General features: G+C 68.7%; 19 protein-coding genes. 15 read left to right on the plus strand and 4 right to left on the minus strand.

What is annotated here, in order from left to right:
• Positions 1-53: 53 nt before the first annotated feature.
• The 7 genes from ABDW59_RS13655 to ABDW59_RS13685 all read left to right on the plus strand — a co-directional run bounded on the left by ABDW59_RS13655 (position 54) and on the right by ABDW59_RS13685 (position 7,217).
• Positions 54-1,727: a CTP synthase gene (locus tag ABDW59_RS13655; RefSeq protein ID WP_343630387.1), complete on the plus strand. Its 1,674-nt coding sequence runs from the start codon at positions 54-56 to the stop codon at positions 1,725-1,727.
• Between the two features lie 102 nt (positions 1,728-1,829).
• Entirely contained in the window at positions 1,830-2,117 is a 288-nt protein-coding gene (locus ABDW59_RS13660; protein ID WP_067063348.1) for a DUF1330 domain-containing protein, read from the plus strand.
• Positions 2,118-2,190: 73 nt separating this feature from the next.
• Complete coding sequence (eno, locus tag ABDW59_RS13665) at positions 2,191-3,477, plus strand: phosphopyruvate hydratase (protein ID WP_343630388.1); 1,287 nt, start codon at positions 2,191-2,193, stop codon at positions 3,475-3,477.
• Positions 3,478-3,659: 182 nt separating this feature from the next.
• Positions 3,660-3,929 carry a septum formation initiator family protein gene (locus ABDW59_RS13670; RefSeq protein WP_343630389.1) on the plus strand — a complete coding sequence of 90 codons (270 nt, stop codon included), beginning with the start codon at positions 3,660-3,662 and terminating at the stop codon, positions 3,927-3,929.
• A gap of 16 nt (positions 3,930-3,945) precedes the next feature.
• On the plus strand, positions 3,946-4,644 hold the full coding sequence (pnuC, locus tag ABDW59_RS13675) for a nicotinamide riboside transporter PnuC (RefSeq protein WP_343630390.1): 699 nt from the start codon (positions 3,946-3,948) through the stop codon (positions 4,642-4,644).
• A 10-nt stretch (positions 4,645-4,654) separates the two neighbouring features.
• Positions 4,655-5,326 (plus strand): AAA family ATPase, encoded by a 672-nt coding sequence (locus ABDW59_RS13680; RefSeq protein WP_343630391.1) that lies wholly within the window; start codon positions 4,655-4,657, stop codon positions 5,324-5,326.
• A 103-nt stretch (positions 5,327-5,429) separates the two neighbouring features.
• Positions 5,430-7,217 carry a bifunctional metallophosphatase/5'-nucleotidase gene (locus ABDW59_RS13685; RefSeq protein WP_343630392.1) on the plus strand — a complete coding sequence of 596 codons (1,788 nt, stop codon included), beginning with the start codon at positions 5,430-5,432 and terminating at the stop codon, positions 7,215-7,217.
• Between the two features lie 121 nt (positions 7,218-7,338).
• Here the strand turns inward: ABDW59_RS13685 and ABDW59_RS13690 are convergent, their stop codons facing one another.
• Entirely contained in the window at positions 7,339-8,022 is a 684-nt protein-coding gene (locus ABDW59_RS13690) for a hypothetical protein (protein WP_343630393.1), read from the minus strand.
• A 274-nt stretch (positions 8,023-8,296) separates the two neighbouring features.
• On the opposite strand from ABDW59_RS13690, the gene ABDW59_RS13695 reads away from it, so the two are divergent.
• From ABDW59_RS13695 to ABDW59_RS13705, 3 genes are all read left to right on the plus strand, one after another.
• A complete protein-coding gene (locus ABDW59_RS13695; RefSeq protein ID WP_343630394.1) occupies positions 8,297-8,857 on the plus strand; it encodes a YaeQ family protein in 561 nt (186 codons plus the stop codon).
• A 102-nt stretch (positions 8,858-8,959) separates the two neighbouring features.
• Positions 8,960-11,158 (plus strand): prolyl oligopeptidase family serine peptidase, encoded by a 2,199-nt coding sequence (locus ABDW59_RS13700; RefSeq protein WP_343630395.1) that lies wholly within the window; start codon positions 8,960-8,962, stop codon positions 11,156-11,158.
• The gene (locus ABDW59_RS13705) at positions 11,155-12,003 is read left to right on the plus strand and encodes a DUF924 family protein (RefSeq protein ID WP_343630396.1); all 849 of its coding nucleotides are present in this window, start codon (positions 11,155-11,157) and stop codon (positions 12,001-12,003) included. The genes ABDW59_RS13700 and ABDW59_RS13705 overlap by 4 nt, the downstream gene beginning before the upstream one ends.
• 58 nt (positions 12,004-12,061) lie before the next feature.
• Here ABDW59_RS13705 and ABDW59_RS13710 read toward each other — a convergent pair whose 3' ends face one another.
• Positions 12,062-12,241 carry a hypothetical protein gene (locus tag ABDW59_RS13710; RefSeq protein WP_343630397.1) on the minus strand — a complete coding sequence of 60 codons (180 nt, stop codon included), beginning with the start codon at positions 12,239-12,241 and terminating at the stop codon, positions 12,062-12,064.
• A gap of 209 nt (positions 12,242-12,450) precedes the next feature.
• Positions 12,451-14,163: a long-chain fatty acid--CoA ligase gene (locus tag ABDW59_RS13715; protein ID WP_343630398.1), complete on the minus strand. Its 1,713-nt coding sequence runs from the start codon at positions 14,161-14,163 to the stop codon at positions 12,451-12,453.
• 286 nt (positions 14,164-14,449) lie between these two features.
• Here ABDW59_RS13715 and ABDW59_RS13720 point away from each other — a divergent pair, with 286 nt between their 5' ends.
• The 3 genes from ABDW59_RS13720 to ABDW59_RS13730 all read left to right on the plus strand — a co-directional run bounded on the left by ABDW59_RS13720 (position 14,450) and on the right by ABDW59_RS13730 (position 18,669).
• Positions 14,450-14,980, plus strand: a complete 531-nt coding sequence (locus ABDW59_RS13720; RefSeq protein WP_343630399.1) for a molybdopterin-dependent oxidoreductase — start codon at positions 14,450-14,452, stop codon at positions 14,978-14,980.
• A gap of 2 nt (positions 14,981-14,982) precedes the next feature.
• Positions 14,983-16,962 (plus strand): ATP-binding protein, encoded by a 1,980-nt coding sequence (locus ABDW59_RS13725; protein WP_343630400.1) that lies wholly within the window; start codon positions 14,983-14,985, stop codon positions 16,960-16,962.
• A 273-nt stretch (positions 16,963-17,235) separates the two neighbouring features.
• Positions 17,236-18,669 carry a hypothetical protein gene (locus ABDW59_RS13730; RefSeq protein ID WP_343630401.1) on the plus strand — a complete coding sequence of 478 codons (1,434 nt, stop codon included), beginning with the start codon at positions 17,236-17,238 and terminating at the stop codon, positions 18,667-18,669.
• On the opposite strand, the gene murB is transcribed toward ABDW59_RS13730, so the two are convergent.
• Positions 18,621-19,646 carry a UDP-N-acetylmuramate dehydrogenase gene (gene murB / locus ABDW59_RS13735; protein ID WP_343630434.1) on the minus strand — a complete coding sequence of 342 codons (1,026 nt, stop codon included), beginning with the start codon at positions 19,644-19,646 and terminating at the stop codon, positions 18,621-18,623. The genes ABDW59_RS13730 and murB overlap by 49 nt on opposite strands.
• 175 nt (positions 19,647-19,821) lie before the next feature.
• Here murB and ABDW59_RS13740 point away from each other — a divergent pair, with 175 nt between their 5' ends.
• Together ABDW59_RS13740 and prsT are read left to right on the plus strand one after the other, a co-directional pair.
• Positions 19,822-20,316 (plus strand): YajQ family cyclic di-GMP-binding protein, encoded by a 495-nt coding sequence (locus ABDW59_RS13740; protein ID WP_343630402.1) that lies wholly within the window; start codon positions 19,822-19,824, stop codon positions 20,314-20,316.
• A gap of 163 nt (positions 20,317-20,479) precedes the next feature.
• Positions 20,480-23,284 (plus strand): XrtA/PEP-CTERM system TPR-repeat protein PrsT, encoded by a 2,805-nt coding sequence (gene prsT / locus ABDW59_RS13745; protein ID WP_343630403.1) that lies wholly within the window; start codon positions 20,480-20,482, stop codon positions 23,282-23,284.
• Positions 23,285-23,416: the final 132 nt, after the last annotated feature.

Below are 23,416 nucleotides of genomic sequence, written 5' to 3' on the forward strand. Positions count from 1 at the left end.
GGCGTTTTGAGATCCGGGACGACGCACCCGGCCAAATCAGGCGCTGCAAGACAATGACCAAGTACGTCTTCGTCACCGGCGGTGTCGTGTCCTCCCTCGGCAAGGGCATCGCATCGGCCTCTCTCGCGGCGCTTCTCGAGTCCCGCGGCCTCAAAGTCACCCTGATCAAGCTGGATCCCTACATCAACGTGGATCCGGGGACCATGTCCCCGTTCCAGCACGGTGAAGTCTTCGTCACCGACGACGGCGCGGAAACCGACCTGGACCTGGGCCATTACGAGCGCTTCATCACCACGCGGATGAAGAAGAGCAACAACTTCACCACCGGCCAGATCTACATGTCGGTGCTGGAGAAGGAACGCCGCGGCGACTATCTGGGCAAGACCGTCCAGGTCATCCCCCACATCACCAACGAGATGCAGGACTTCATCCGTCGCGGCGCCGGTCACGGCACGCCGGACGCGGTGGATGTCGCGATCGTGGAAATCGGCGGCACGGTCGGCGACATCGAGTCGCTCCCCTTCCTGGAAGCCGCGCGTCAGATGTCGCTCAAGATGGGCCCGACGAACGTCGCGTTTGTGCATCTGACCTACGTCCCGTGGATCGCCGCCGCCGGCGAGCTCAAGACCAAGCCCACCCAGCACACGGTGCAGAAGCTGCGCGAGATCGGCATCCAGCCCGACGCGCTGCTGTGCCGCGCCGACCGCCGCGTCCCGGACGACGAGCGCGAGAAGATCTCGCTGTTCACCAACGTGCCGGAGTACGGCGTGATCTCCATGTGGGACGTGAACACGATCTACAAGGTCCCGCGCGTGCTGCACGAGCAGGGTCTGGACCAGCTGATCTGCACCAAGCTGCAGCTCAACACCAAGTCCACCGACCTGAAGCGCTGGGACCTGCTGGTCAACGAGGTCGAGAACCCGAAGACCGAAGTCACGATCGCGATGTGCGGCAAGTACACCGATCTGTCGGACAGCTACAAGTCGCTGAACGAGGCGCTGCGCCACGCCGGCATCCACAACCACGCCCGCGTCAACATCGAGTACGTCGATTCGGAAACGCTGGACGCGGACCACGTCGCGCAGCTCGGCAAGTACGACGCGATCCTGGTCCCCGGCGGCTTCGGCAAGCGCGGCGTCGAGGGCAAGATCCTCGCCGCCCAGTACGCGCGCGAGCATCAGACCCCGTATCTGGGCATCTGCCTGGGCATGCAGGTCGCGACCATCGAGTACGCCCGCCACAAGGCCGGCCTGGACGGCGCCAACTCCACCGAGTTCGAACCCGAAGCACCGCACAAGGTCATCGCGCTGATCGACGAGTGGCAGGACGCCGACGGCTCCATCCAGAAGCGCGATGAGAAGTCCGATCTGGGCGGCACCATGCGCCTGGGCGCCCAGAGCTCCGACGTCAAGCCGGGCACGCTGGCCCACGAGATCTACGGCCCGGTCGTGACCGAGCGTCACCGCCACCGCTACGAGGCCAACGAGCAGTATCTGGACCAGCTGCAGGACGCCGGCCTGGTGATCTCCGCGATCACCCAGCGCGAGAAGCTGACCGAGATCGTCGAGCTCCCGCGTGCCGTGCACCCGTGGTACATGGGCGTGCAGTTCCACCCGGAATTCAAGTCGACCCCGTGGGACGGCCACCCGCTGTTCATCGCCTTCATCAAGGCGGCGCTGGAGCACAAGGCCAAGGCCGGCCACGGCGCCACCGCCAAGGTGGCTTGATGACATGACCCTGAGCGGCTCCGAGAGGAGCCGCTCGCGCATGGGCCTTCGAACCACTCGCCTGCATCACCGCCCTCACCGCATTCACCAGGACCCCTCTCCATGCCCGCACTGATCATTGCCGACGTCACCGTGACCGATCCCGAGCAGATGGCCAAGTACCGTGAATGGAGCACGAAAGCCATGCAGGAGCACGGCGCGGAGGTGCTGGTGCGCGGCGGCGAGTTCGAGGTGCTGGAAGGCCCGTGGACCCCGTCGCGCCTGGTGGTGCTGAAGTTCGCGGACCGCGAGGCGGCCAAGCGCTTCTATCACTCCGAGACCTACCAGCACGCCAAGTCGCTGCGCGAGCACGCCGGCGTCATGCGCATGGTGGTCGTGGACGGCGTCTGATTGTTCAGCGCAGGTAACCCGTTGCTGGCACCATGCGCGCCGACAAGTTTTTTCACTTCTGGAGACTGTTCCCATGAGCGCCATTGTTGACATCGTCGGCCGAGAGATTCTCGACAGCCGCGGCAACCCCACCGTGGAATGCGACGTGCTGCTGGAGTCCGGCGTGATGGGCCGCGCCGCGGTCCCGAGCGGCGCGTCCACCGGCTCGCGCGAAGCCATCGAACTGCGTGACGGCGACAAGTCCCGTTATCTCGGCAAGGGCGTTCTGAAGGCCGTCGAGCACATCAACACCGAGATCTCGGAAGCCGTGCTGGGCCTGGACGCCTCGGAGCAGTCCTTCCTGGACAAGACCCTGATCGACCTGGACGGCACCGAGAACAAGAGCCGCCTGGGCGCCAACGCGATGCTGGCCGTGTCGATGGCCGTGGCGCGCGCCGCGGCGGAAGAGTCGGGCCTGCCCCTGTACCGCTACTTCGGCGGCATGGGCGGCAACCAGCTCCCCGTCCCGATGATGAACGTCATCAACGGCGGCGCTCACGCCAACAACACGCTGGACCTGCAAGAGCTGATGATCATCCCCGTGGGCGCCCCGTCGTTCCGCGAGGCGCTGCGCTGGGGCGCGGAGGTCTTCCACGCGCTCAAGAAGATCATCGACGCCAAGGGCATGTCCACCGCGGTCGGCGACGAGGGCGGTTTCGCTCCCAACGTCGAGAACCATGAAGCCGCGATCCAGATGATCCTGGAAGCGATCGACAAGGCCGGCTACACCGCCGGCGAGCAGATCGCCCTGGGCCTGGACTGCGCCGCCAGCGAGTTCTACAAGGACGGCAAGTACGTTCTGGAAGGCGAAGGCGGCATCCAGCTGACGGCCGAGCAATGGACCGACATGCTGGCCACCTGGGTCGACAAGTACCCGATCATCTCGATCGAGGACGGCATGGCCGAGGGCGACTGGGACGGCTGGAAGCACATCACCGAGAAGCTGGGCGCCAAGGTGCAGCTGGTGGGCGACGACCTCTTCGTCACCAACACCAAGATCCTGAAGGAAGGCATCGACAAGGGCATCGCCAACTCGATCCTGATCAAGATCAACCAGATCGGCACCCTGACCGAGACCTTCGCCGCCATCGAGATGGCCAAGCGCGCCGGCTACACCGCCGTGATCTCGCACCGCTCGGGCGAGACCGAGGACTCGACGATCTCCGACATCGCCGTCGGCCTGAACGCCGGCCAGATCAAGACGGGCTCGCTGTCGCGCTCGGACCGCATGGCCAAGTACAACCAGCTGCTGCGCATCGAGGAAGACCTGGGCGACGTGGCCGTGTACCCCGGCCGCGCGGCGTTCTACAACCTGCGCTGATCCGGACTGATGCTGCCTCCCCAGGGGGAGGCCCACCCCCATCGAAAGGCGAGTCCGACGGGCTCGCCTTTTTTCATGGCGACATTGCGACGCCTCGTCGAGCCCGCGCCTCCCATGAATCCGGTGTCCGCGATCCGTCCGCGGACGTGTTCTTCACGCGCAGGCGGCTACACTCGCGGCCTGTGAAAGCCCTGGCCATCGTCCTCACTGCCTTCCTTTGCGCCATCCAGGCCCAGCTCTGGCTCGGCAAGGGCGGACTGGCGCGTGGCGTCCAGTTGCGCGCCGAGCTGCGACTGCAGGAGGAGGCCAACGAGAAGGCTCGCGCGCGCAACGCGCAGCTGCAGGCCGAGTTGCTCGACCTGCGCGAAGGCCTCGAGATGGTCGAGGAAAAGGCGCGCATGGAGCTGGGCATGGTCAAGCCGGACGAGGTCTTCGTCCCGCTGCGTCGCTGAATCCTCCGGGTCCCGCATGCTGTCGACGATGGATGCCCTGATCGGGCCATTGCCCGCCCTCTTCCACGCCATGGTCACGTCGATGGACGCGGCGATCGCCGCGGCGCTCGCGCCGGCCTTCACCGCGCTGGGCAGTCCCATCAGCTGGCTGGAGCTGGTCGCCTTCGTGCTGGCGATCTGGATGGTGATCTGCAACATGCGCGTGCAGGTGCTGGCCTGGCCCCTGGCGCTGACCAGCTCGCTGCTCTACTTCCTGCTGTTCTGGAGCGGCAAGCTGTATGGCGAGGCCACGCTTCAGCTGCTCTTCGCGGGGCTGGCGCTGTGGGGCTGGTGGCAGTGGATGCGCGGCCGCACCGCCGAGGGCGACTCGCTGCATGTGCGCACGCTGGGTCCGCGCGGCCGCGTGACCGCCCTGCTGGTGACCTTGGCGGCTTGGCCGCTGCTGGGCCTGTTCCTGCAGCACCGCACCGATTCGCCCCTCCCCTATTGGGATGCCCTCCCCACGGTGGCCAGCATCACCGGTCAATGGCTGCTGGGCCGCAAATACCAGGAGAACTGGCCCGTCTGGGTGATGGTGAATCTGGTCAGCATCGCGCTGTTCGCGTTCAAGGGCTACTGGCTGACGGTGGTGCTGTACGCGGTCTTCGTGCCGATGTCGGTGGCGGGCTGGCGCTCGTGGCAGCGCCAGCTGCGGCCGGCGACCGCCGCCGCCTGAGCGCCCCGCCATGGCGCTTCACATCGCCCTGGTCGGCGCCGAGAGCACCGGCAAGAGCCAGCTCGGCGTCGCGCTGCTCGCGCACCTGAGCGCTCAGACGCGCCTGCGCTGCGCGCTGATCCCGGAATACCTGCGCGAATGGTGCGAGCGCGAGCTGCGCACCCCGCGCCCCGACGAGCAGCGCGCCATCGCCGAGGAGCAATGGCGGCGAGCCGAAGCCGCCGCCCTCGCCCACGACCTGGTGATCCACGACACCACGCCGCTGATGACGGCCGTCTACAGCGAGCTGCTTTTCGACGACGTCTCGCTCTATCCCTTCGCGCTCCAGGTCCAGGCCCGCATGGACGCCACGCTGCTGATGGCGCTGGACCTGGGCTGGATCGCCGACGAGATGCGCGACGGCCCGCATGCGCAGCAGCCCACCGACCGCCTGGTGCGGCGCGCGCTGCGCGATGCGGGCCTGGGCTACAGCCTGGTCTCGGGTGCCGGCCCGGAGCGCCTGCAGCAGGCGCTCAACGCGCTGGGTCCGCTGCTGCGCCCGCACCTGGGCCGCGAGGACGGCCTCTTCGGGCGCCTGCTGCAACGGGGCGAGCAACTCGGTGGCGACTGGCGCTGCGAGCTGTGCGACGACCCGGACTGCGAGCACGCCAGCCGCGGCGCCGGTCGCCCTCCGCGCAGCTGAACGCCGCCCTCACGGCATCGCCAAACGCGCGAGGCACAATCCGCCGTTTTGCATCCGCAAACATTTGCGGACGCCGCGACCCGGGTTTCTGGAGCCTCCCCCGATGAACCGTCCCTTGATCCGCCGCCCGCTGGGCGCGCTCTCGCTGCTGCTGAGCGCGGCGCTGCTGGCCGCCTGCGGCTCGCTGAGCCCGTCCTCCTCGACCGGCCCGACCGCCTCGGCGCCGATGCCGCCGACCCTGGGCGCCAGCGCGCCCGCCAAGCCCGTCGCCACCGGCTCGGTGGCCGTCAAGGTGCTGGCGATCAACGACTTCCACGGCAACCTGATGCCCCCGTCCGGGGGCATCAAGCTGCCCGATCCGCAGGACCCGTCCAAGCTGGTGACCGTCGCCGCCGGCGGCGCCGAGCGCATGGCCACCCTGGTCGCGCGGATCAAGGCCAAGAATCCCAACCACGTCTTCGTCGCCGCGGGTGACCTGGTCGGCGCCAGCCCGCTGCTGTCGGCGCTGTTCCATGACGAGCCGACCATCGAGTCGCTGGGCATGATGGGACTGGACCTGGCCTCGGTCGGCAACCACGAGTTCGACCAGGGCGTGGCCGAACTGCTGCGCAAGCAGCGCGGCGGCTGCCATCCGACCGACGGTTGCAAGGGCCCGACCGAGTTCAAGGGCGCCAAGTACCAGTACCTGGCCGCATCCACCCTCGACAAGCAGACCGGCCAGTCCATCCTGCCGGCCTACGCCATCAAGCGCTTCGACGGCGTGGCGGTGGGCTTCATCGGCCTGACGCTCAAGGGCACGCCGGAGCTGGTCAGCCCACGCGCCATCGCGGGCGTCCGCTTCGAGGACGAGGCGGAAACGGTGAACCGCCTGGTGCCGGAGCTCGAGCGACAGGGCGTGCACGCGGTCGTCGTGCTGATCCATGAGGGCGGCCTGCCCACCGGCGGCATGAACGAGTGCCCCGGCATCTCCGGCCCCATCGTGGACATCGTCAAGAAGCTGGACAAGCGCGTCGGGCTGATCGTCTCGGGCCACACGCACCGCGCCTACAACTGCCGCATCGACGACCGCCTGGTCACCAGCGGCGACAAGTACGGTACCCTGGTCACCGAGATCGACCTGAATCTGGACCGCGCCAGCGGCCGGCTGATCGAGGCTCGCGCCGACAACGTCGTCGTGCGACCCGAGCTGGACAAGGATCCGCGCCAGACCCTGCTGATCAACAGCTACCAGCGCGTGGCGCAGCCGCTGATCGACCGGCCGGTGGGCTTCCTGTCCAAGGCGGTGAGCAAGGAGGGCGAGGACAAGAACGCCGGTGGCGGCTCGACCGTGGGGCAGCTGGTGGCGGACTCGATGCTCGCCGTGATGCGTACGCCGGAGAACGGCGGCGCGCAAGTCGCCTTCACCAACATCGGCGGCGTGCGCACCGGCATCATTCATCGCGACGACGACCATGTGACCTTCGGCGACCTGTTCGCGGCCCTGCCCTTCTCCAACGCGCTGGTCGTGGTGGAGATGAGCGGCGCCCAGCTGCACCAACTGCTGGAGCAGCAATGGCAGGCGGGCGACAGCAAGTTCCTGCCGCTGCAGGTTTCCAAGGGCCTGTCCTATCGCTGGGACAAGCGCCGGCCGGTGGGCTCACGTCTCGTGCCGGGCAGCCTGATGCTCGACGGCAAGCCGGTGTCGCCGACGCAGACCCTGCGCGTGGCGATCAACGATTTCCTGCAGGTCGGCGGCGACGGATTCACCGTGTTCACCCAGGCCCGCTTCGTGCAGACCGGTCCGCTGGCGGTGGACGCGCTGGAGGACTATTTCAAGTCGCACGGCCAGACGCGCGTCGCGCCCACGGCGCTGGACCGGGCGATCCGCGTGGACGACGCCAAGGACGATTGAGACCGAGGTCGAGCCGGCGGATCGATCCGAAACGAACAAGGGGGCCTGAGGCCCCCTTGTCCATGGCGATCCGAGGATCGCGTCGCGCGTCGCCGCCCGCCTGGCGGCGCTCTCCGTCGGCTTACTTCTTGCCGGCGAGTTCCTTCTTGATCGCGATCTCGTCGTTCTCGTCGTACGAACGGTTGCCGCACTTGAGCTTCCAGGCGTTGCGCTTGTCGTTCAGGTCCTCGACGGCCTCGTTGAAGTCGTCGGTGTGCTTCTGGAAGGCATCGACGCGGGCGTTGTAGGCATCGACGGCCTTGGCGGCCTCGGCGCGGGCCGTGGTCAGCGCGGCGTTGTAGGCGTCGATCTTGGCCTGCAGCGCGGCGGCGCGGGCGTTGAACTCTTCCTGCTTGGCCTTGAGCTCGGCCTTCTCCATCTTGGGCGCGGCCACCTTGAGCTCTTCGCCCGCGGCGTTGGTCGCGGCGATCTCCGCCTTGAGCGCATCGCCCTGGGTGCCCAGGTCGGAGTCGGACTTGGCGTTCGTTTCCTTGAGCGCCTTGAGCTCGTCGCGCTCCTTGAGCACGTCGGCCTGGCGCGTCTTGAGCTTGGCGGCCTGGTCGTCGATCTCCTGGTTGCTGGCCATGCAGCTGCGCAGCTCGTCGCGCGTCATCAGCTTGCCCTTGGCGGCGGGCTTGGCGGCCGGGGCGGCGCTTTGCGCGGCGGGCTTGGCGGCCGGCTTGGCGGGGGTGCCGGTGGACTGGGCGACGGCCAGACCGCTGGCCAGCAGGACGGCCACGGCAACGGAGGTGCGGAGTGTGTTCATGTGGGGTGCTCTCGGGTCGAGGCGCCGGATGGGCGCCGAGTCTCGTCGATACGTCGGCCGCCGCGGGGCCCGTTTGGGGTCCGCGCAGACGGCGGCCTGCGGAGCTCGCCCGGCCTGGGCCGGGCGGCGCGGTCGGCATGATGCCATGACCCGGATAATGCGCGGCTTCAAGTCGTTTCCGCGTCCCAGGACCCGGGCGGCCTCCGTTCCAACCGGGTGCTCGGCGGGCAGTTCTCATGCCGCCCCCTGACCCGTCTTACCGCGAATCCCCACCATGGCGCTCAAGGCCACCATCCACAAAGCCCAGCTGCAGATCTCGGACATGGACCGCCATGTCTATGGCGAGCACAACCTCACCGTCGCCCGCCATCCGTCGGAGACCGACGAGCGCATGATGATCCGCATCCTGGCCTACGCGCTGAACGTCCCGGCGGACGACTTGCGCGGCAAGCTGGAGTTCAGCAAGGGCCTGTCCGATGTGGACGAGCCGCCGCTGTGGCAACTGGACCTGACCGGGGAGGTGGTGCACTGGATCGAGTTGGGTCAGCCCGACGAACGCCGTCTGCGCCAGGCCCATGGCCGGGCCGAGCGCGTCACCGTGATCGGCTACGCCTCCAGCCAGCCGGTCTGGTGGACGGGCATCCAGAACAAGCTGCAGCGCACGCCCAAGCTGGCGGTGTGGCAGATTCCGGCGGAGCAGTCGCAGGCCCTGGCGGCGCTGGCCGAGCGCGGCATGCAGTGGCAGGTCAGCATCCAGGACGGGACCGCCTACGTCAGCACCGACAAGGGCAGCGTGGAGATCACGCCCCAGCTGGTGAAGGAAGCCGAGGCGTGATTGCAGAAGAAGGCGCCGGGGCGCTCCGCACGATCGGGGCGTTTCGGCCCCCCGCCCGCGGGCACGGACCATGCCGTGTCCGTCCTCGATCAGGAGACCGTTGTGCAAGCAGATCCGCAGCATCCGACCGGCCCGGCCGGCGCGCCCCCGACCGGCGACGACCCCTTCCTCTGGCTCGAGGCGCTGGACGGTGCCGAAGGTGAACGCGCGCTGCAATGGGTGCGCGAGCGCAACGAGCAGACCCTGGCCACGCTGAAGGCGCAACCCGAGTTCGAGACGCTGTACGCGGAGTTGCTGCAGGTGCTCAACGCGCGCGACCGGATTCCGCATGTCGCGCGCCGCGGCGACTGGTTCTACAACCTCTGGCAGGACGAGGCCCATCCGCGCGGTCTGTGGCGGCGCTGCACGCTGGCCGAGTTCAAGCTGGCCGACCCGCCCTGGCGCCTGGTGCTGGACGTGGACGCGCTGGGCCGGGCCGAGGGCCGCGGCTGGGTCTTCCACGGCGCGACCGCGCTGGCGCCCGAGTACCGGCGATGCCTGGTGTCGCTGTCCGACGGCGGCGCCGATGCGCACGAGCTGCGCGAATTCGATCTGGAGACGCTGCGCTTCATCCCGCCGTCCGAAGGCGGCTTCCTGGTGCCCGAGGCCAAGAGCGACGTCGAGTGGCTGGACGCGGACACGCTGCTGGTGGGCAGCGACTTCGGGCCGGACTCGCTGACGGATTCCGGCTACCCGCGCCAGGTGCGGCGCTGGGCCCGCGGCACGCCGCTGGACGCGGCGCCGGTGATCTTCGAGGGCGAGACGCACGACGTGTCGGTGAGCGCCTCGGTGGACCGCACGCCGGGTCACGAGCGGGTGGTCTTCAGCCGAGAGCTGGACTTCTACAACTCGTCGCGCTTCCTGTGGCGCGACGGGCAGTTCGTCCTGATCGACCTGCCCAGCGACATGAGCGTCCATCTGGAAGGGCCGTGGATGCTGCTGCGCCCGCGCAGCGACTGGGCGATCCCGCATGGGCCGACCTATCCGGCGGGCTCGCTGCTGCTGCTGGACGAAGCCGAGTTCTGGCGCAGCGAGCAGCACGACAAGCGCCATGACAAGCACCTGCGGGTGATGTTCTCGCCGACGGCGGGCCGTTCGCTGGAGGATTACGAGCTGACGCGGCATCACCTGCTGCTCAACATCAGCGAGCATGTGGCCAGCCGGCTCGAGGAGTGGGACCTGCGCCGCCATCCGCCGGCGCTGCGCCAGGTCAAGGCGCCCTTCCCCGGCACGCTGGGCTTGCAGGGTCTGCACGACCTGGAGCTGCGCGAGGATCCGCTGGGCGACGACTATCTGCTGCACTACGCGGACTTCCTCAGCCCGGACAGCGTCAGCCTGGCGCGAGCCGGCAGCGACGAGCGCGAGCCGCTCAAGCAGCGCGGCGCGCAGTTCGACGCGACGGGGCTGTCAGTGCGGCAGTTCTTCGCCACCAGCGCGGACGGCGAGAGCATCCCGTACTTCGTGATCGGCAAGACGGGGCGGGACGACGCGGCGGCCGGGCATTCGCGTGGCCATGGCCATGACGACAAGCAAACGCCGGTGCCGATGCCGACGCTGCTCTACGGCTACGGCGGCTTCGAGGTTTCGCTGCAGCCGTGGTACTCGGGCGTCAACGGCCGGGCGTGGCTCACGCGAGGCGGACAGCTGGTGGTAGCCAACATCCGCGGCGGCGGCGAATACGGCCCGCGCTGGCACCAGGCCGCGACGCTGGCGCACAAGCAGCGCAGCTTCGACGACTTCATCGCGGTGGCGGAGGACCTGATCGCGCGCGGCCTGACCACGCCGGCGCAGTTGGGCATCCAGGGCGGCAGCAACGGCGGACTGCTGGTGGGCGCCTGCATGGTGCAGCGGCCGGAGCTGTTCGGCGCGGTCGTGTGCCAGGTGCCGCTGCTGGACATGAAGCGCTATCACCTGCTGCTGGCGGGCGCCTCCTGGATCGCCGAGTACGGCGACCCCGACGACCCGCAGGACTGGGCGCACATCGCGGCCTACAGCCCGTACCAGCAGCTCAAGGCGGGCGTGGCCTATCCGAGGGCGCTCTTCGCCACCTCGACACGCGACGACCGTGTGCATCCCGGCCACGCGAGGAAAATGGCGGCTCGCATGCAGGCCCTCGGGCAGGCGTGCTTCTATTACGAAAACATCGAGGGCGGCCATGGCGGCGCGGCGGACAACCAGCAGCGCGCGCTCTTGCAAGCCCTGGAATTCAGCTACTTGTGGCTGCAACTCGGCAGGGAGGCTCAGCGTGGAGATGCGACGTGAATTTCGTGATCCAGCATCTGCCCGAGGCAAGATGCTTTCTCGCCCAGCCCCAACCCGGGCTGCAATGCCGACTGGACTATGAGCGCCACGGCGAGCAGTTGATCATCACCCACACCGGCGTGCCGGCTCAGTTGCGCGGGCAGGGTCTGGCGTCGGAACTGGTGGAGACGGCCGCGCGCTGGCTGGCCACCTTCCCGCTGCAGCTGGTGCCCGGCTGCAGCTATGTGCGGCACTGGCTGCTGCGGCATCCGCGCTGGCAGCGCTTGCTCACGCCCGCGCCCGCGCAACGCGTGCTCAACGAATGGTTCGGCGCGCCCGGCGGCGAGCAGGACGGCCAGGTGCTGACGCAGTGGTTCAAGAAGGATCCGGCCTTCGACGCCCGCCTGCGCGAGCGCTTCGGCGCGGTGGTCGATCAGGCCTTGGCCGGCGGCTTGCGCGAATGGGATTCGACCGCCTGGGGCGCGCTGGCGCGCATCGTGGTGCTGGACCAGTTCACTCGCAACATCCATCGCGACACGCCGCGCGCGTTTGCCGGCGATGCGCTGGCGTTGGAGGCCGCGCTCGCGCTGCTGCCGTGCTCGCAGGAGCTGGGTCCGCTGGAGCGCTGGTTCGTGACCATGCCGCTGGAGCATGCGGAGGATCTCGCGATGCAAGATCGCAGCGTCGCGACCTTTGAAGCGCTGGCGGCCGAGGACGCGCGGCTCAAGGATGCGCTGGACTATGCGCATCGGCACCGCGAGGTCATCGCGCGCTTCGGCCGCTTCCCGCATCGCAACGAGATCCTCGGCCGCGCGAGCACCGCCGAGGAGATCGAGTTCCTGAAGCAGCCGGGCTCGCGCTTCTGAGGCAAGACCTGGCGCCGGGTGGCGTCGCAGGTCGGCCAGGAGAGATCGGAGAGAGCGGTCAGATCCACTGGAAGGTGCGTGCCATCAGCGTGGCCAGTCCGAGGGTCACCGCGATGAGCGCGCCGAAGATCAGTCGGAAGTCGTGCGTGCGGATGGCCATGATGTCCGCGCGAACCTCCTTGCGGAACTCGCGCAGCTCGGTCTTGAGGTCGCTGATCTCGGTTTCGACGTGTTCCACGGAGGTCTCCAGCTTGGCCACCTTGATGGCGAGGGACGCATGGTCCGCAGCCGACGCCGCACGGTCAATGGCTTTGACAGGTGGTGTGTTCATGCGACCCGTCTCTTCCGATCGAGGCTGCCGCGCCAGACGCAAAACGCCCCTCCGTGGAGGGGCGTGAGGGGGACGACCTTCGGGGGAAGCGCGTCCGACAGGCGATCGTGCCGGAGCTACTTGGCCTCTTGCTCCTGCAGCAACCGCCACATCACCTTGCCGCTGCCGGACTTGGGCAGCGTCTCGACGAACTCGACGATGCGCGGCGCCTTGTAGGCGGCCATGTGCTCATGGGCCCAGTCGACGATGTCCTTGTCGGTGGTCTTGCCCTTGGCCTCGGCGCGCAGCACGACCACGGCCTTGACCGTCTCGCCGCGATACGCGTCCTTCGCCGCGATCACGCAGGCCTCCTGCACCGCCGGATGCCGATACAGCAGCATCTCGACCTCGGACGGCCAGACCTTGTAGCCGCTCGCGTTGATCATGCGCTTGAGCCGGTCGGTGATGAAGAAGTAGCCCTCCTCGTCCATCCGCCCCAGATCGCCGGTGCGGAAGAAGCGCTTCCCGTCGAGCTCGACGAACGCCGCTTCCGTCGCCTCCGGCTGCTGCCAATAGCCGTGGAAGACCATCGGCCCATGGGTGATGATCTCGCCCACTTCGCCGACCGGCAGTTCCTCCAGCGTCGTCGGATCGACGATGCGCGAGTCCACGCCGAAGATTGGAATGCCCAGACACTGCAGCTTGGCGCGCTCCGGCGGGTTGCCGTGGCTGGGCGCCGCGGTTTCGGTCAGCCCGTAGCCCTCGGCGAAGGTCAGCCCGAACTCCTCCAGCAGCCGCTCTGCCACCGCCTTGGGCATGGCCGCGCCGCCGCCGCTCAGATAGCGCAGGCTGGTCAGATCGAAGCTGCGGTAATTGGGACTCGCGAACAGGTCGATGATCATGGTCGGGATGCAGGTCCAATGCGTGACCTGATGCCGCGAGATCAATCGCCCGCAGAGCTCCCGATCCCAGCGCGGCATGATGACCAGCGTCATCCCGGTGAACACCGGCCCCAGCACCCCATACAGCGTGCCGGTGATGTGGAACATCGGCACCACCGCCAGCCCCACCGATTCCGCGCTGGCGTAGCCCCACTGGCAGCCGCCGCAGCTGTTGGACATCAGCGTCGCGTTGGTGTGGACGCAGCCCTTGGGCAGGCCCGTCGTGCCCGAGGTGTAGGGCAGCATCGCCATGTCGTCCGGCCCCGCGGTGTGCGGTCCGGGTTGCAGGTCCGCCGACAGCGCCTCGCGCCAGTCGGTCGCGCCGGGCGGCAGTTCATGGCGCGCGGTCAGCCAGCTCCGCATGGTCTCGGGCGCGCCGCAATCGGCATCGGGGCCGCCCTCGGGCAGCATCTGCCAGTACTGCGTGACCAGGATCGCGCGGGGCCGCTGCGCGTCGGGCAGGCGCTCCGCGGCCTTGGCCACGATGCCCGCCAGCTCGCCGCTGCAAATCACGACCTTGGTTTCGGGATCGGTCAGGTAATGGCCGAACTCGTCCTCGCGGTTCATCGGATTGACCGGCACGACCACCGCGTCGGCGCGGTTCACCGCATAGAAGGCGATCAGGTACTGCGGGCAGTTCTGCATGAACAGCGCGACCCGGTCGCCCTTGCCCACGCCTTGCGCCTGGAGCCAGCCGGCCAGCGCCTCGGCCTGGCGGCGCATCTCGGCGTAGCTCAGCGAGGCGCCAAGGAACTGCGTCGCCGCCTTGTCGGGATAGCGCGTCGCCGCGACCTGCAGGTTGAACCACAGCGAGGTGGCCGGAATCGCCAGGCGTCGCGGCAAGCGCTGCGGCCAATGGCTGTACTGGACGTCCACGTTCTCGGGACGGGGGGTGACCACGCGCGTCATCGGTTGTGTCTCCTGATTCTTCGGTCTTCTCGATCTTCGCGATCTTGGAGATCGTCGTTTCAGCCGATCTTCCGACCGACGCCCCGCCCCGCTTGTCGCCGCAGCGACAGCCCTCGGGGAGGACCGGAGTCCGGACGGCCCCCGGCACTGTGGCGGAAATCCGACTCGGGCCCCATCAATCGGGTGGTCCCCCAAGGTCATGGGCCGGGGAGCCGCGCGTAGCATGCGGGCTTTCACCGATAGCAGCGCCGCCCACGAAGCCGGCGCCGACCGTCCCTGTCCGTCCATGCCGATCGCGCGCCGTTCCGCCCTGATGCTGGGCTTGATGACCTGTGTCCTGACGATGGCCCTGCCCGCCCACGCGCGGCAGGCCGAGCAGCCGCTGGCCGAGCCCGCCGGCGCGGTCGTGCTGAGCGTCGGCGGCTCGCTGCGCCATCCCAATCGGGACGGCCGTGCGGTCTTCGACATGGCCATGCTGGAGAAGCTCCCGCAAGTCAGCTTCAGCACCCAGACGCCCTGGTATCCCGGCACGCGCAAGTTCACCGGCCCGCTCCTGCGCGACGTGCTGGCGCTGGCCGGGGCGCAGGGCAAGGTCGTCGAGGCGCGTGCGCTCAACGACTACCGCGTCGTCGTCCCGCTCGAGGACGCGCGCCGCTATGACGTGATCGTCGCGCGATTGCTGGACGACAAGCCAATGGCGGTGCGGGACAAGGGACCGCTGTTCCTGATCTATCCCTTCTACAAGCACGCCGAGCTGCGCAACAGCGTCTATTACGGACGCTCCGCCTGGCAGCTGACCAGCCTGGAGCTGCGCTGAGCATGGACCGCGCCGCCCTCATCAAGCAGAAGCAGCGCCGCTGGCGCTGGCTGGTGGCGGCCATGGGCCTGCTGCTGATGCTGGCGATGGCGGGCGTGGCCTGGTTGCAGGCCCGGCAGTACGAGGCGCTCAACGGGACCCGGCGCTACCAGGACGACTATCTGGTCTGGAGCCTGTTCCAGTTCGAGACCGAGTACCTGAAGCTGCGCCTGGCGCTGGAGCAGGCCGCCGGCCCCAGCATGGGCGTCGACCCGGACCAAGTGGCGCAGCGCTACGAGATCTTCGTCAGCCGGCTCAACCTGGTCGAGAGCGAGCACGCGGCCCAGGTGTTGGCGCATCACCCCGACTACCAGCGCACGGTGGCGCGCGCGCAGGGCTTCGTCCGCTGGGCCGATGCGCTGCCCTTGAATGCGCAGCTGATCCGCGAGCACCCCGAGCGCCTGCGCGCGGTCATGGACCGCATGGAGCCGCTGGCCGATCCGATCCGCGAGCTCTCGCTGACCTCCACCCACCACGTCGCCGAGGACGTCACCCAGCGCAACGAGGTGGTGCGGCGTCAGAGCCAGATCAGCCTGGCGCTGACGGCGGCGCTGTCCGCGATGACGCTGCTGTTCGCGGCTGTCATCTACCGCCAGTTCCGTGGGCTGGAACGCTACGGCCTGAAGCAGCAGGCACTGGCCGGACGGCTGCACGAGGCGCAGCGCGAAGCCGATGCCGCGAACCGCGCCAAGACCGTCTTCCTGGCCAACATGAGCCACGAGCTGCGCACGCCGCTGCAGGGCCTGCTGGGCATGCTGGGACTGGTGCGCGAGGCGCCGCTGACGCCGGCGCAAAGCGATCAGCTCAAGGCTGCCAACGACTGCGCGCGCCATCTGCTGGCGGTGCTGGGCGACATCCTGGACGTGACGCGGATGGAGGCCGGCGGCCTGTCCATCGCGCCGGAGCCCTTGCAACTGGGCGCGCTGGCGCATGAGCTGGAAGCGCTGAGCCGTCCGCAGGCCGCGGCCAAGCGGCTGGCGCTGAGCTTCAAGGTCGACGACGACGTGCCCGGCTGGGTACAGGCCGACCCGACGCGCCTGCGCCAGATCCTGCTGAACCTGCTGAGCAACGCGCTGAAGTTCTGCGACCGCGGCCAGATCGATTTCCGCGTACAGCGCGGCGTCGGCGCGCTGGGCGAGGACCTGCTGATGTTCGAGATCAGCGACACCGGTCCCGGCATCGACCTGGACACGCAGGCACGCCTGTTCCAGCGCTTCAGCCAGGGCGACGCGAGCACCTCGCGGCGTCACGGTGGGGCGGGCCTGGGGCTGGAGATCTCGCGGCGCCTGGCGCGTGCGATGGGCGGCGACATCCACGTCGCGAGCGCACCGGGTCAGGGCGCGCGCTTCACGCTCGCGCTGCCTTTGCGACCGAGCACCGAATTCAAACCGACGCGTCCCGCCGAGGCCAGGGCGTCGAACGCCGCCAGCTCGCCGGCCGCGCCGATCTCAGCCGCCGCGTCCGTCGCTCCGCCCAGCCTCTCGCAGACTGCCGGCACGCGAGCCCCCTCCCGCACCGAAGCGTCGGACGACGCGATCACCACGCCCGTCACCGGACTGCGCGTGCTGGTGAGCGAGGACAACCCGACCAACCGCCTCGTCATCGAGGCGATGCTGGAGCGGCTGGGTCATCGCGCGACGCTGTGCGAGAACGGCCTGCAAGCCCTGCATGCGCTGCGGCAGCAGCCCTTCGACGTCGTGCTGATGGATCTGCACACGCCGCAGATGGACGGCTTCGAGGCCACGCGCGCGATGCGCGAGTTGCCGGCACCGCGCGGGCAGTTGCCCATCGTGGCGTTCTCGGCCGACGCCTTCGAGGAGTCGCGCCAAAGAGCCGATGAGGCCGGCATCTCGGCCTTCCTGTCCAAGCCGGTCGAACTGGAGACGCTGCGCGTCTGCCTGCAATCGGTGGCGCCGTCGTCGGCCCGCCCGGAAGCGGCCTGAGCCAGCGGCGTTGCCGAGGCGCCAGCCAGCCGGCCGGCCTTTCGGACGGTCCCGTCCGGTCGCTGAATCCTCCTCCTGCAATGCGGTCCCTCATCGCGCGTGCAGGCGTGTCGCCACGACGCGAGACGCAGGGCGAGGCCATGTCCGAATCGACGCGAAAGGCTTGGAATTCCCTCTGCGGCGCACCGTGCGCGCCGCGCTGAAGAGGAACCCATGTCCGCGTTGAAATTCAAGCCCGATCGCTCCGTCGTCCCAGGCACCCTGATCTCGTCAGTGCTCGCGCTGGCGATGGCCATGGCGGCGCCGCCCCTGCTCGCGCAGGAGAGCGCCACGCCCCTGGCCTCGTTCGCCACGACGTCCGCATCCGTGACATCGTCCGACACCTCGGACAACAGGCGTGACTGCGGCAAGGACAAGTTGCCCGCGCCGGAGCAAGGTCCGCCTAAGCTGGTCTGCGCGATCGACTTCGACATCCGGCCGCAAGCCTGCAACGTGTCGACGGGCGACGACCTCGGCGATCGCCTGCGCGATGCGCTCAAGCAGCTCAAGCGAGGCTCCAGCCTGTACCTGCCGGCCGGCTGCTACGCGTTCACCGGCCCTCTGAAGCTACGCGCCGGCACGGGTCTGGTAGGCGCCACGAGCGGCGAGACGCGACTGGTGAACACCGGCCAGCGCAGCGGCAACATCGTGTTTCGCGGGGACAAGGCGACCGCCGGCGTCCGCATCGAAGGTCTGCAGTTGCACAACACCCGAATCGTGCTGGACGCGCTGCCGGCGTCGACGGTCCGCTGGGTCGGCATCGCAGGAACAAAGGGCAAGGAGGCGCAGATCATGGTCGCGCGCGGCGACCACACCATCGAGGGCAACGTGCTGTGGCGAACGTCGGGTGAACCCGGGGTGGGCATCCAAATCGGACGCGTGAAGGATGCGAAAGACACCGCCATCGGTCAGGCGCAGACGCCGCCGGACACCGCCAAGGTCATCATCAAGGAGAACCTCATCGGCGCCATCGATGCCCACCGGTTGACGGAGTACGGGCTGAGTGGCATCCCTGCCCGCGTGCCCGAACTGGCCGCTGCCATGCTGAGCGCCGAAAAGGGGGCGTATGTCGACAAGGGCCATTACTTCAGCGCCATCCAGTCGACGACGTCCGCCTCGGTGGATCTGCTCCGCAACGCAGTCGCGCTGAGCCCGCCGACATCCTCCACCGTGGGCCCTCGTTCGCGTCGCGCCATGGCGGATCTCGTTTCGCCGCGGCGTCTGCACGTGTCCGACAACTCGTTCAACGGTTTGTCTACCGCCACCCCGTTCCGAGTGCTCAACCCCTGGGACGTGAGCTTCGAGGGCAACTACTTCAACGAGACGCCGCTGACCTTCGCCAAGGACCCCGACCACAAGGCGCCGCCCAAACGCGTCAGCGTCTACAACTCCACCTTCACCCGCTCGCCGCTGAGCGTGGAGTTCGCCGTCAATGGCAGCGGGGACGAGCACACGGGCCCGAATGACGTGAAGCTCGTCGGCAATATCTTCTACGGCATGCAGACGTGTCCGATCCGCCTGCTCACCCCGGAGGCCGGACACGCCAACTTCATCGAACAGTTGACAGCCGTGAGGTTTCCGGACCGCCGCAAGGCCGTCTGCGTGAAAGACCCGCCGTCTCAGACCACCACCGGCTCCGGCTCCAGCCGGATGCCGAAGCGGCCGTAGACGCTTTCCTGGATCGCGCGCGCCAGCGTGACGACCTCGGCGCCGCGGGCCTCGCCGCGGTTGACCAGCACCAGCGCCTGCTTCTCGTAGACGCCGGCGCCGCCCACGCTCTTGCCCTTCCACCCGCAGGCGTCGATCAGCCAGCCCGCGGCCAGCTTGAAGCTGCCGTCGGGCATCGGGTAATGCACGATGTGCGGGTCGCGGCTGATGATGTCGCGGCACTGCTCGGCGCTCACCACCGGGTTCTTGAAGAAGCTGCCCGCGTTGCCGATGCGCGCCGGGTCCGGCAGCTTGGCGCGGCGGATCTCGCAAACCCAGTCGAAGACTTGGCGCGCGTCCGGCGACGCGATGCCGGTCTCGGCCATCTTGCGTTCGATGTCCAGGTAGCCCAGCAGCGGCTCCCAGGGCTTGGGGCAGCGCAGACGCACCTTGGTGATCACGCTCTTGCCCGCCAGGCCGCCGTAGCCGGTCTGCTTGAAGACGCTGTCCCGGTAGCCGAAGCGGCACACCGACGCGGGAAGCTCCACGCGGCGACCGGTCGTCAGGTCCACCACGTCCACGCTCTCCAGCCGGTCCTTGAGCTCCACGCCGTAGGCGCCGATGTTCTGCACCGGCGCGGCCCCGACGGTGCCGGGGATCAGCGCCATGTTCTCCAGGCCCGGCACGCCCTGCTCCAGCGACCAGGCCACCGCCTCGTGCCAGGTCACGCCGGCGCCAGCCTCGACGATCCAGCAGTCCTCGCGCTCCTCGACGCGCAGGCCGGGGATCTCCATCTTCAGCACGACCGCGTCCAGGTCGCGCGTCAACACCAGGTTCGAGCCGCCGCCCAGCACGAACTTGGGCGCGCGGCCGAGCTCGGGATGGTCGACCACGCGCCGCACGTCCAGCTCCTCGCGGATGCGCACCAGGCGGCGCGCGGTCGCGGGCAGGCCGAAGGTGTTGTACGGCTTGAGATTGACGTCGGTCTCGATGACCAAGCCGTCGCGGCGGTCATTCGAAGCGGGGTGAGCGGAGGAGGACTGCATGGCAGAATTCTCGCCCATATCCCTCGGACTATCCCCTGGCCGAACGCCTGCGGAGGCGGTCCACGCCCCGAACCCGCGTTCGCGAGCGACCTCGCCGCCCCGCCCTCACAAGGAAAGCACACACACGATGCCCAGCTTCGACACCGTTCTCGAGCCCGACATGGTCAAGGTCCGCAACAGCGTGGACGCCAGCGAAAAAGAGATCACCACCCGCTTCGACTTCAAGGGCACCAGCGCCGCGATCGAATGGAAGGACAAGGAGAAGGAGATCCACGCCACCGGCGACGCCGAGTTTCAGCTCGAGCAGATCGAGGGCGTGCTCTACGCCAAGCTCACCAAGCAGGGCATCGTGCTGGGCTTCGTCGACAAGCAGGACAAGATCGAGAAGCTGGGCGGCGACCGCGTCAAGCAGGTCTACAAGATCAAGAAGGGCCTGGAGGCGACCGAGGCCAAGAAGGTCGTGGCCGCGATCAAGAACAGCAAGCTCAAGGTGCAGGCCCAGATCGAGGGCGACATCGTGCGCATCACCGGCAAGTCCACCGACGACCTGCAAGCGGCCCAGGCCGTGCTGCGCAAGGACCTGTCCGAGCTGCCGCTGAGCTTCGACAACTACCGGAAGTAAGTCGCGGGAATCCCGCTCCCGCGGGCCCGGGCCCCTGTTCGAGGGGACCCGGAAATCGCCGGCTCGCGCGACGATCGCGGGCGCGTCTGCAGGGCCCTTCGCGGCCCTGCTTCTTTTGGCGCGACGACACACGACACGACATCAGGTTGGGGACGGGGGACACATGACTTCTCGCCGATGGCTCGCGGCGGCGGCCGCCGCATCGCTGGCGCTGGGCGCTACGCTGGCGCAGGCCGACAGCGCCAAGGCTTCGCGCTACTACGAGGACGCGCTCAAGCGCTTCGAACGCAAGGACGTGGACGGCGCGATCCTGCAACTCAAGAACGCGCTCCAGCAGGACTCGCGCATGCTGACCGTGCACGTGCTGCTGGGCAAGGCCCTGCTGTCACGCAGCGAGGCCGCCGCGGCCGAGATCGAATTCAACGAGGCGCTGTCCCAAGGCATCAACCGGGCCGAGGTGGTGGTGCCGCTGGCGCAGTCCCTGGTCGCCCAGGGCAAGCAGGCCGAGGTCTTCAAGCAGCCCGCGCTCACCCCCGACGGCCTGCCCGACGCGGTGCGCAAGGCGCTGCTGCTGGTGCGCGCGGCCGCCTACTCCGACATGGGCGATCCGGTCCGCGCGCAAGGGCAGATCGAAGCCGCCCGTGCGATCCCGCCCGACAACGCCGACACCTGGCTGGCCGAGATCCCGCTGCGGGTCCGCGCGCGTCAGTTCGACAAGGCCACGCTGGCGGCGGACCAAGCGATCCGGTTGCAACCGGGCAGCGCCGAGGCGCTGTATCACAAGGCCACCATCCCTCACGTCCAGGGTCGCCTGGACGAGGCGCTCAAGGGCTACGAGCGCGCCCTCGCCGCGGATCCCTCCCACATCGATGCACAGCTGGCGCGCGCCGGCCTGCTGCTGGACATGGGCCGAGACGCCGACGCGCTCGCGCAGGTGCAGAACCTGCTCAAGACCGCCCCCACCGAGCCCCGCGCGCTCTACCTGAACGCCGTGCTGGCCGAGCGCCGCGGCGACACCGCCACCGCCCGGGCCGCGCTCAAGGAGGTCACCGAGCAGCTCGACCCCGTGCCCATCGAGTTCATCCGCTACCGGCCGCAGGCGCTGATGCTCAACGGCCTGGCGCATTACGGCCTGGGTCAGATGGAGAAGGCCAAGCCCTATCTCGAGTACGCCCAGCGTCAGACGCCCAACAGCCCGCTGTCCAAGCTGCTGGCCCAGGTCTACGTGGCCGAGCCCAATCTGGACCGCGCCGGCGAGGTGCTGGAGGCCTATCTGAAAGCCTATCCGGGTGACGGCCAGGCGCTGGTGATGATGGCCTCGCTGCAGATGGCGCAGGGACGCCATGCGCGCGCCGCCTCGTTGATGCAGGAGGCGCTGCGCACGCGCGACGCGCCCGAGTTCCACACCGCGCTGGGTCTGTCGCTGATGCGCGGCGGTCAGCTTGGCGGCGCGGTCGCGGAGCTCGAGAACGCCTTCCAGCGCGACCCCAGGCAGAACTACGCCGGCATGGCGCTGGCGACGCTCCATCTGCGCAACGGCCAGTCCGCCAAGGCCGTGTCCATCGCCGAGCGCATGGTCAAGCAGGACGCTCGCAGTCCCAGCGCCTGGCTGATGCTGGGTCTGGCGCGGCGCGGCGCCAACGACCTGGCCGGCGCCCGCGACGCCTATCAGAAGGCCGCGCAACTGGATCCCTCGCTGGTGGATGCCAAGCTGGGACTGGCCCGCGTCGAGATCGCGCAGCGCCAGTTCGACGCCGCTCAAGCGCGTCTGGATGCGCTGCTCAAGGCCGACGAGAAGAACGTCGACGCGCTCTACGAGATGGCCCTGCTGAACGAGGCCCGCGGCAAGCCGGCCGAGGTGCAGCGCTGGCTCGCCAAGGCCGCCGACCTGAGCGGCCCGCGCAATACGCGCGCCGATCAGGCCCTGGTGGCCTGGCTGCTCAAGCAGGACCAGCCCGCCGCGGCCTTCGACGCGGCCAAGAAGCTGCTGTCCAAGGCGCCGGACGATCCGCAGACCCTGACGACCTATGCCCGCGCGCAACTGGCCAACCGCGACTTGACCGGCGCCCGAGCGACGCTGGCCAACGCGGCGCGGCGCTCGGGCTTCGGCCCGGATCCGTTGACGCAGATTGCCGCTCTGCAGCTCGACGCGCGCGATCTGTCCGGCGCGGCCTACAGCCTGGACAAGGCGCTTCAGGCGGCACCGCAGCATGTGGGCGCGCTCTCGCTGGCGTCGACGGTGTCGCTGCAGCAGGGCCATCCAACGCTGGCGGAGAAGCAGGCCCGCCAGGTCGTGCAGCTCCAACCCAAGCAGGCGGTCGGCTACATGCTGCTGGCCGACGTCGCCCAGGCCCGCAATCAGCCGGCGCAGGCCGTCGAGGCGCTGCGCAAGGCGCATGAGCTGCAGCCGAGCAGCGGCAGCCTGCTCGCGCTGATGCATGCGCTGGGTCGGCAGGATCCGTCCGGCCGCGGTGAGCAAGACTTGGCCGAGCGCTGGCTCAAGACCCGACCCCAGGACCTGGCGGTGTGGAAGGCCTTGGGCGACGCGCAGGCGCGCTCAGGCGCGTTCCCGGCGGCGCGTCGCAGCTACGAGGCGGCGCTCAAGCTCAAGGCCAACGATGTCGAGGCGCTCAACAACCTGGCCAACGCGATGATCCGCCAGGGTGATGCCGCGGCGGCCGCGCAGACGGCGGAGAAGGCCTTGGCGCTGGATCCGCGCAATGCGGCGGTGATCGACACGGCGGGCTGGGCGCAACACCTGGCCGGCAATGCCGACCGCGCGCTGCAGCTGCTGCGCGACGCTCGCCTGCGCGAGCCGGGCAGCCCCGACATCCGTTACCACCTCGCCGCCGTGCTGGCCAAGGCCGGCCGTAAGCAGGAAGCGCGCGAAGAGCTGGACGCCGCGCTGCGCAGCAAGTCGTTCGAAAGTCACAAGGAGGCCAGCGCCCTGGCCCAAACCCTCAGGTGAAGGGTGCTCCGGCTTGTCAGAAAAACTTACATTTGCTTCGCGGAAACCGAAGGAAATTGCGACAAGTCCTTGTGGTGCAAGGACTTGGCAGGTCTGGCCCAGGTCTTGCGTTCAGACCGCTCAACAAGTCAA

It is taken from the genome of Roseateles sp., from assembly GCF_039595295.1.
Taxonomy (GTDB): domain Bacteria; phylum Pseudomonadota; class Gammaproteobacteria; order Burkholderiales; family Burkholderiaceae_C; genus Roseateles.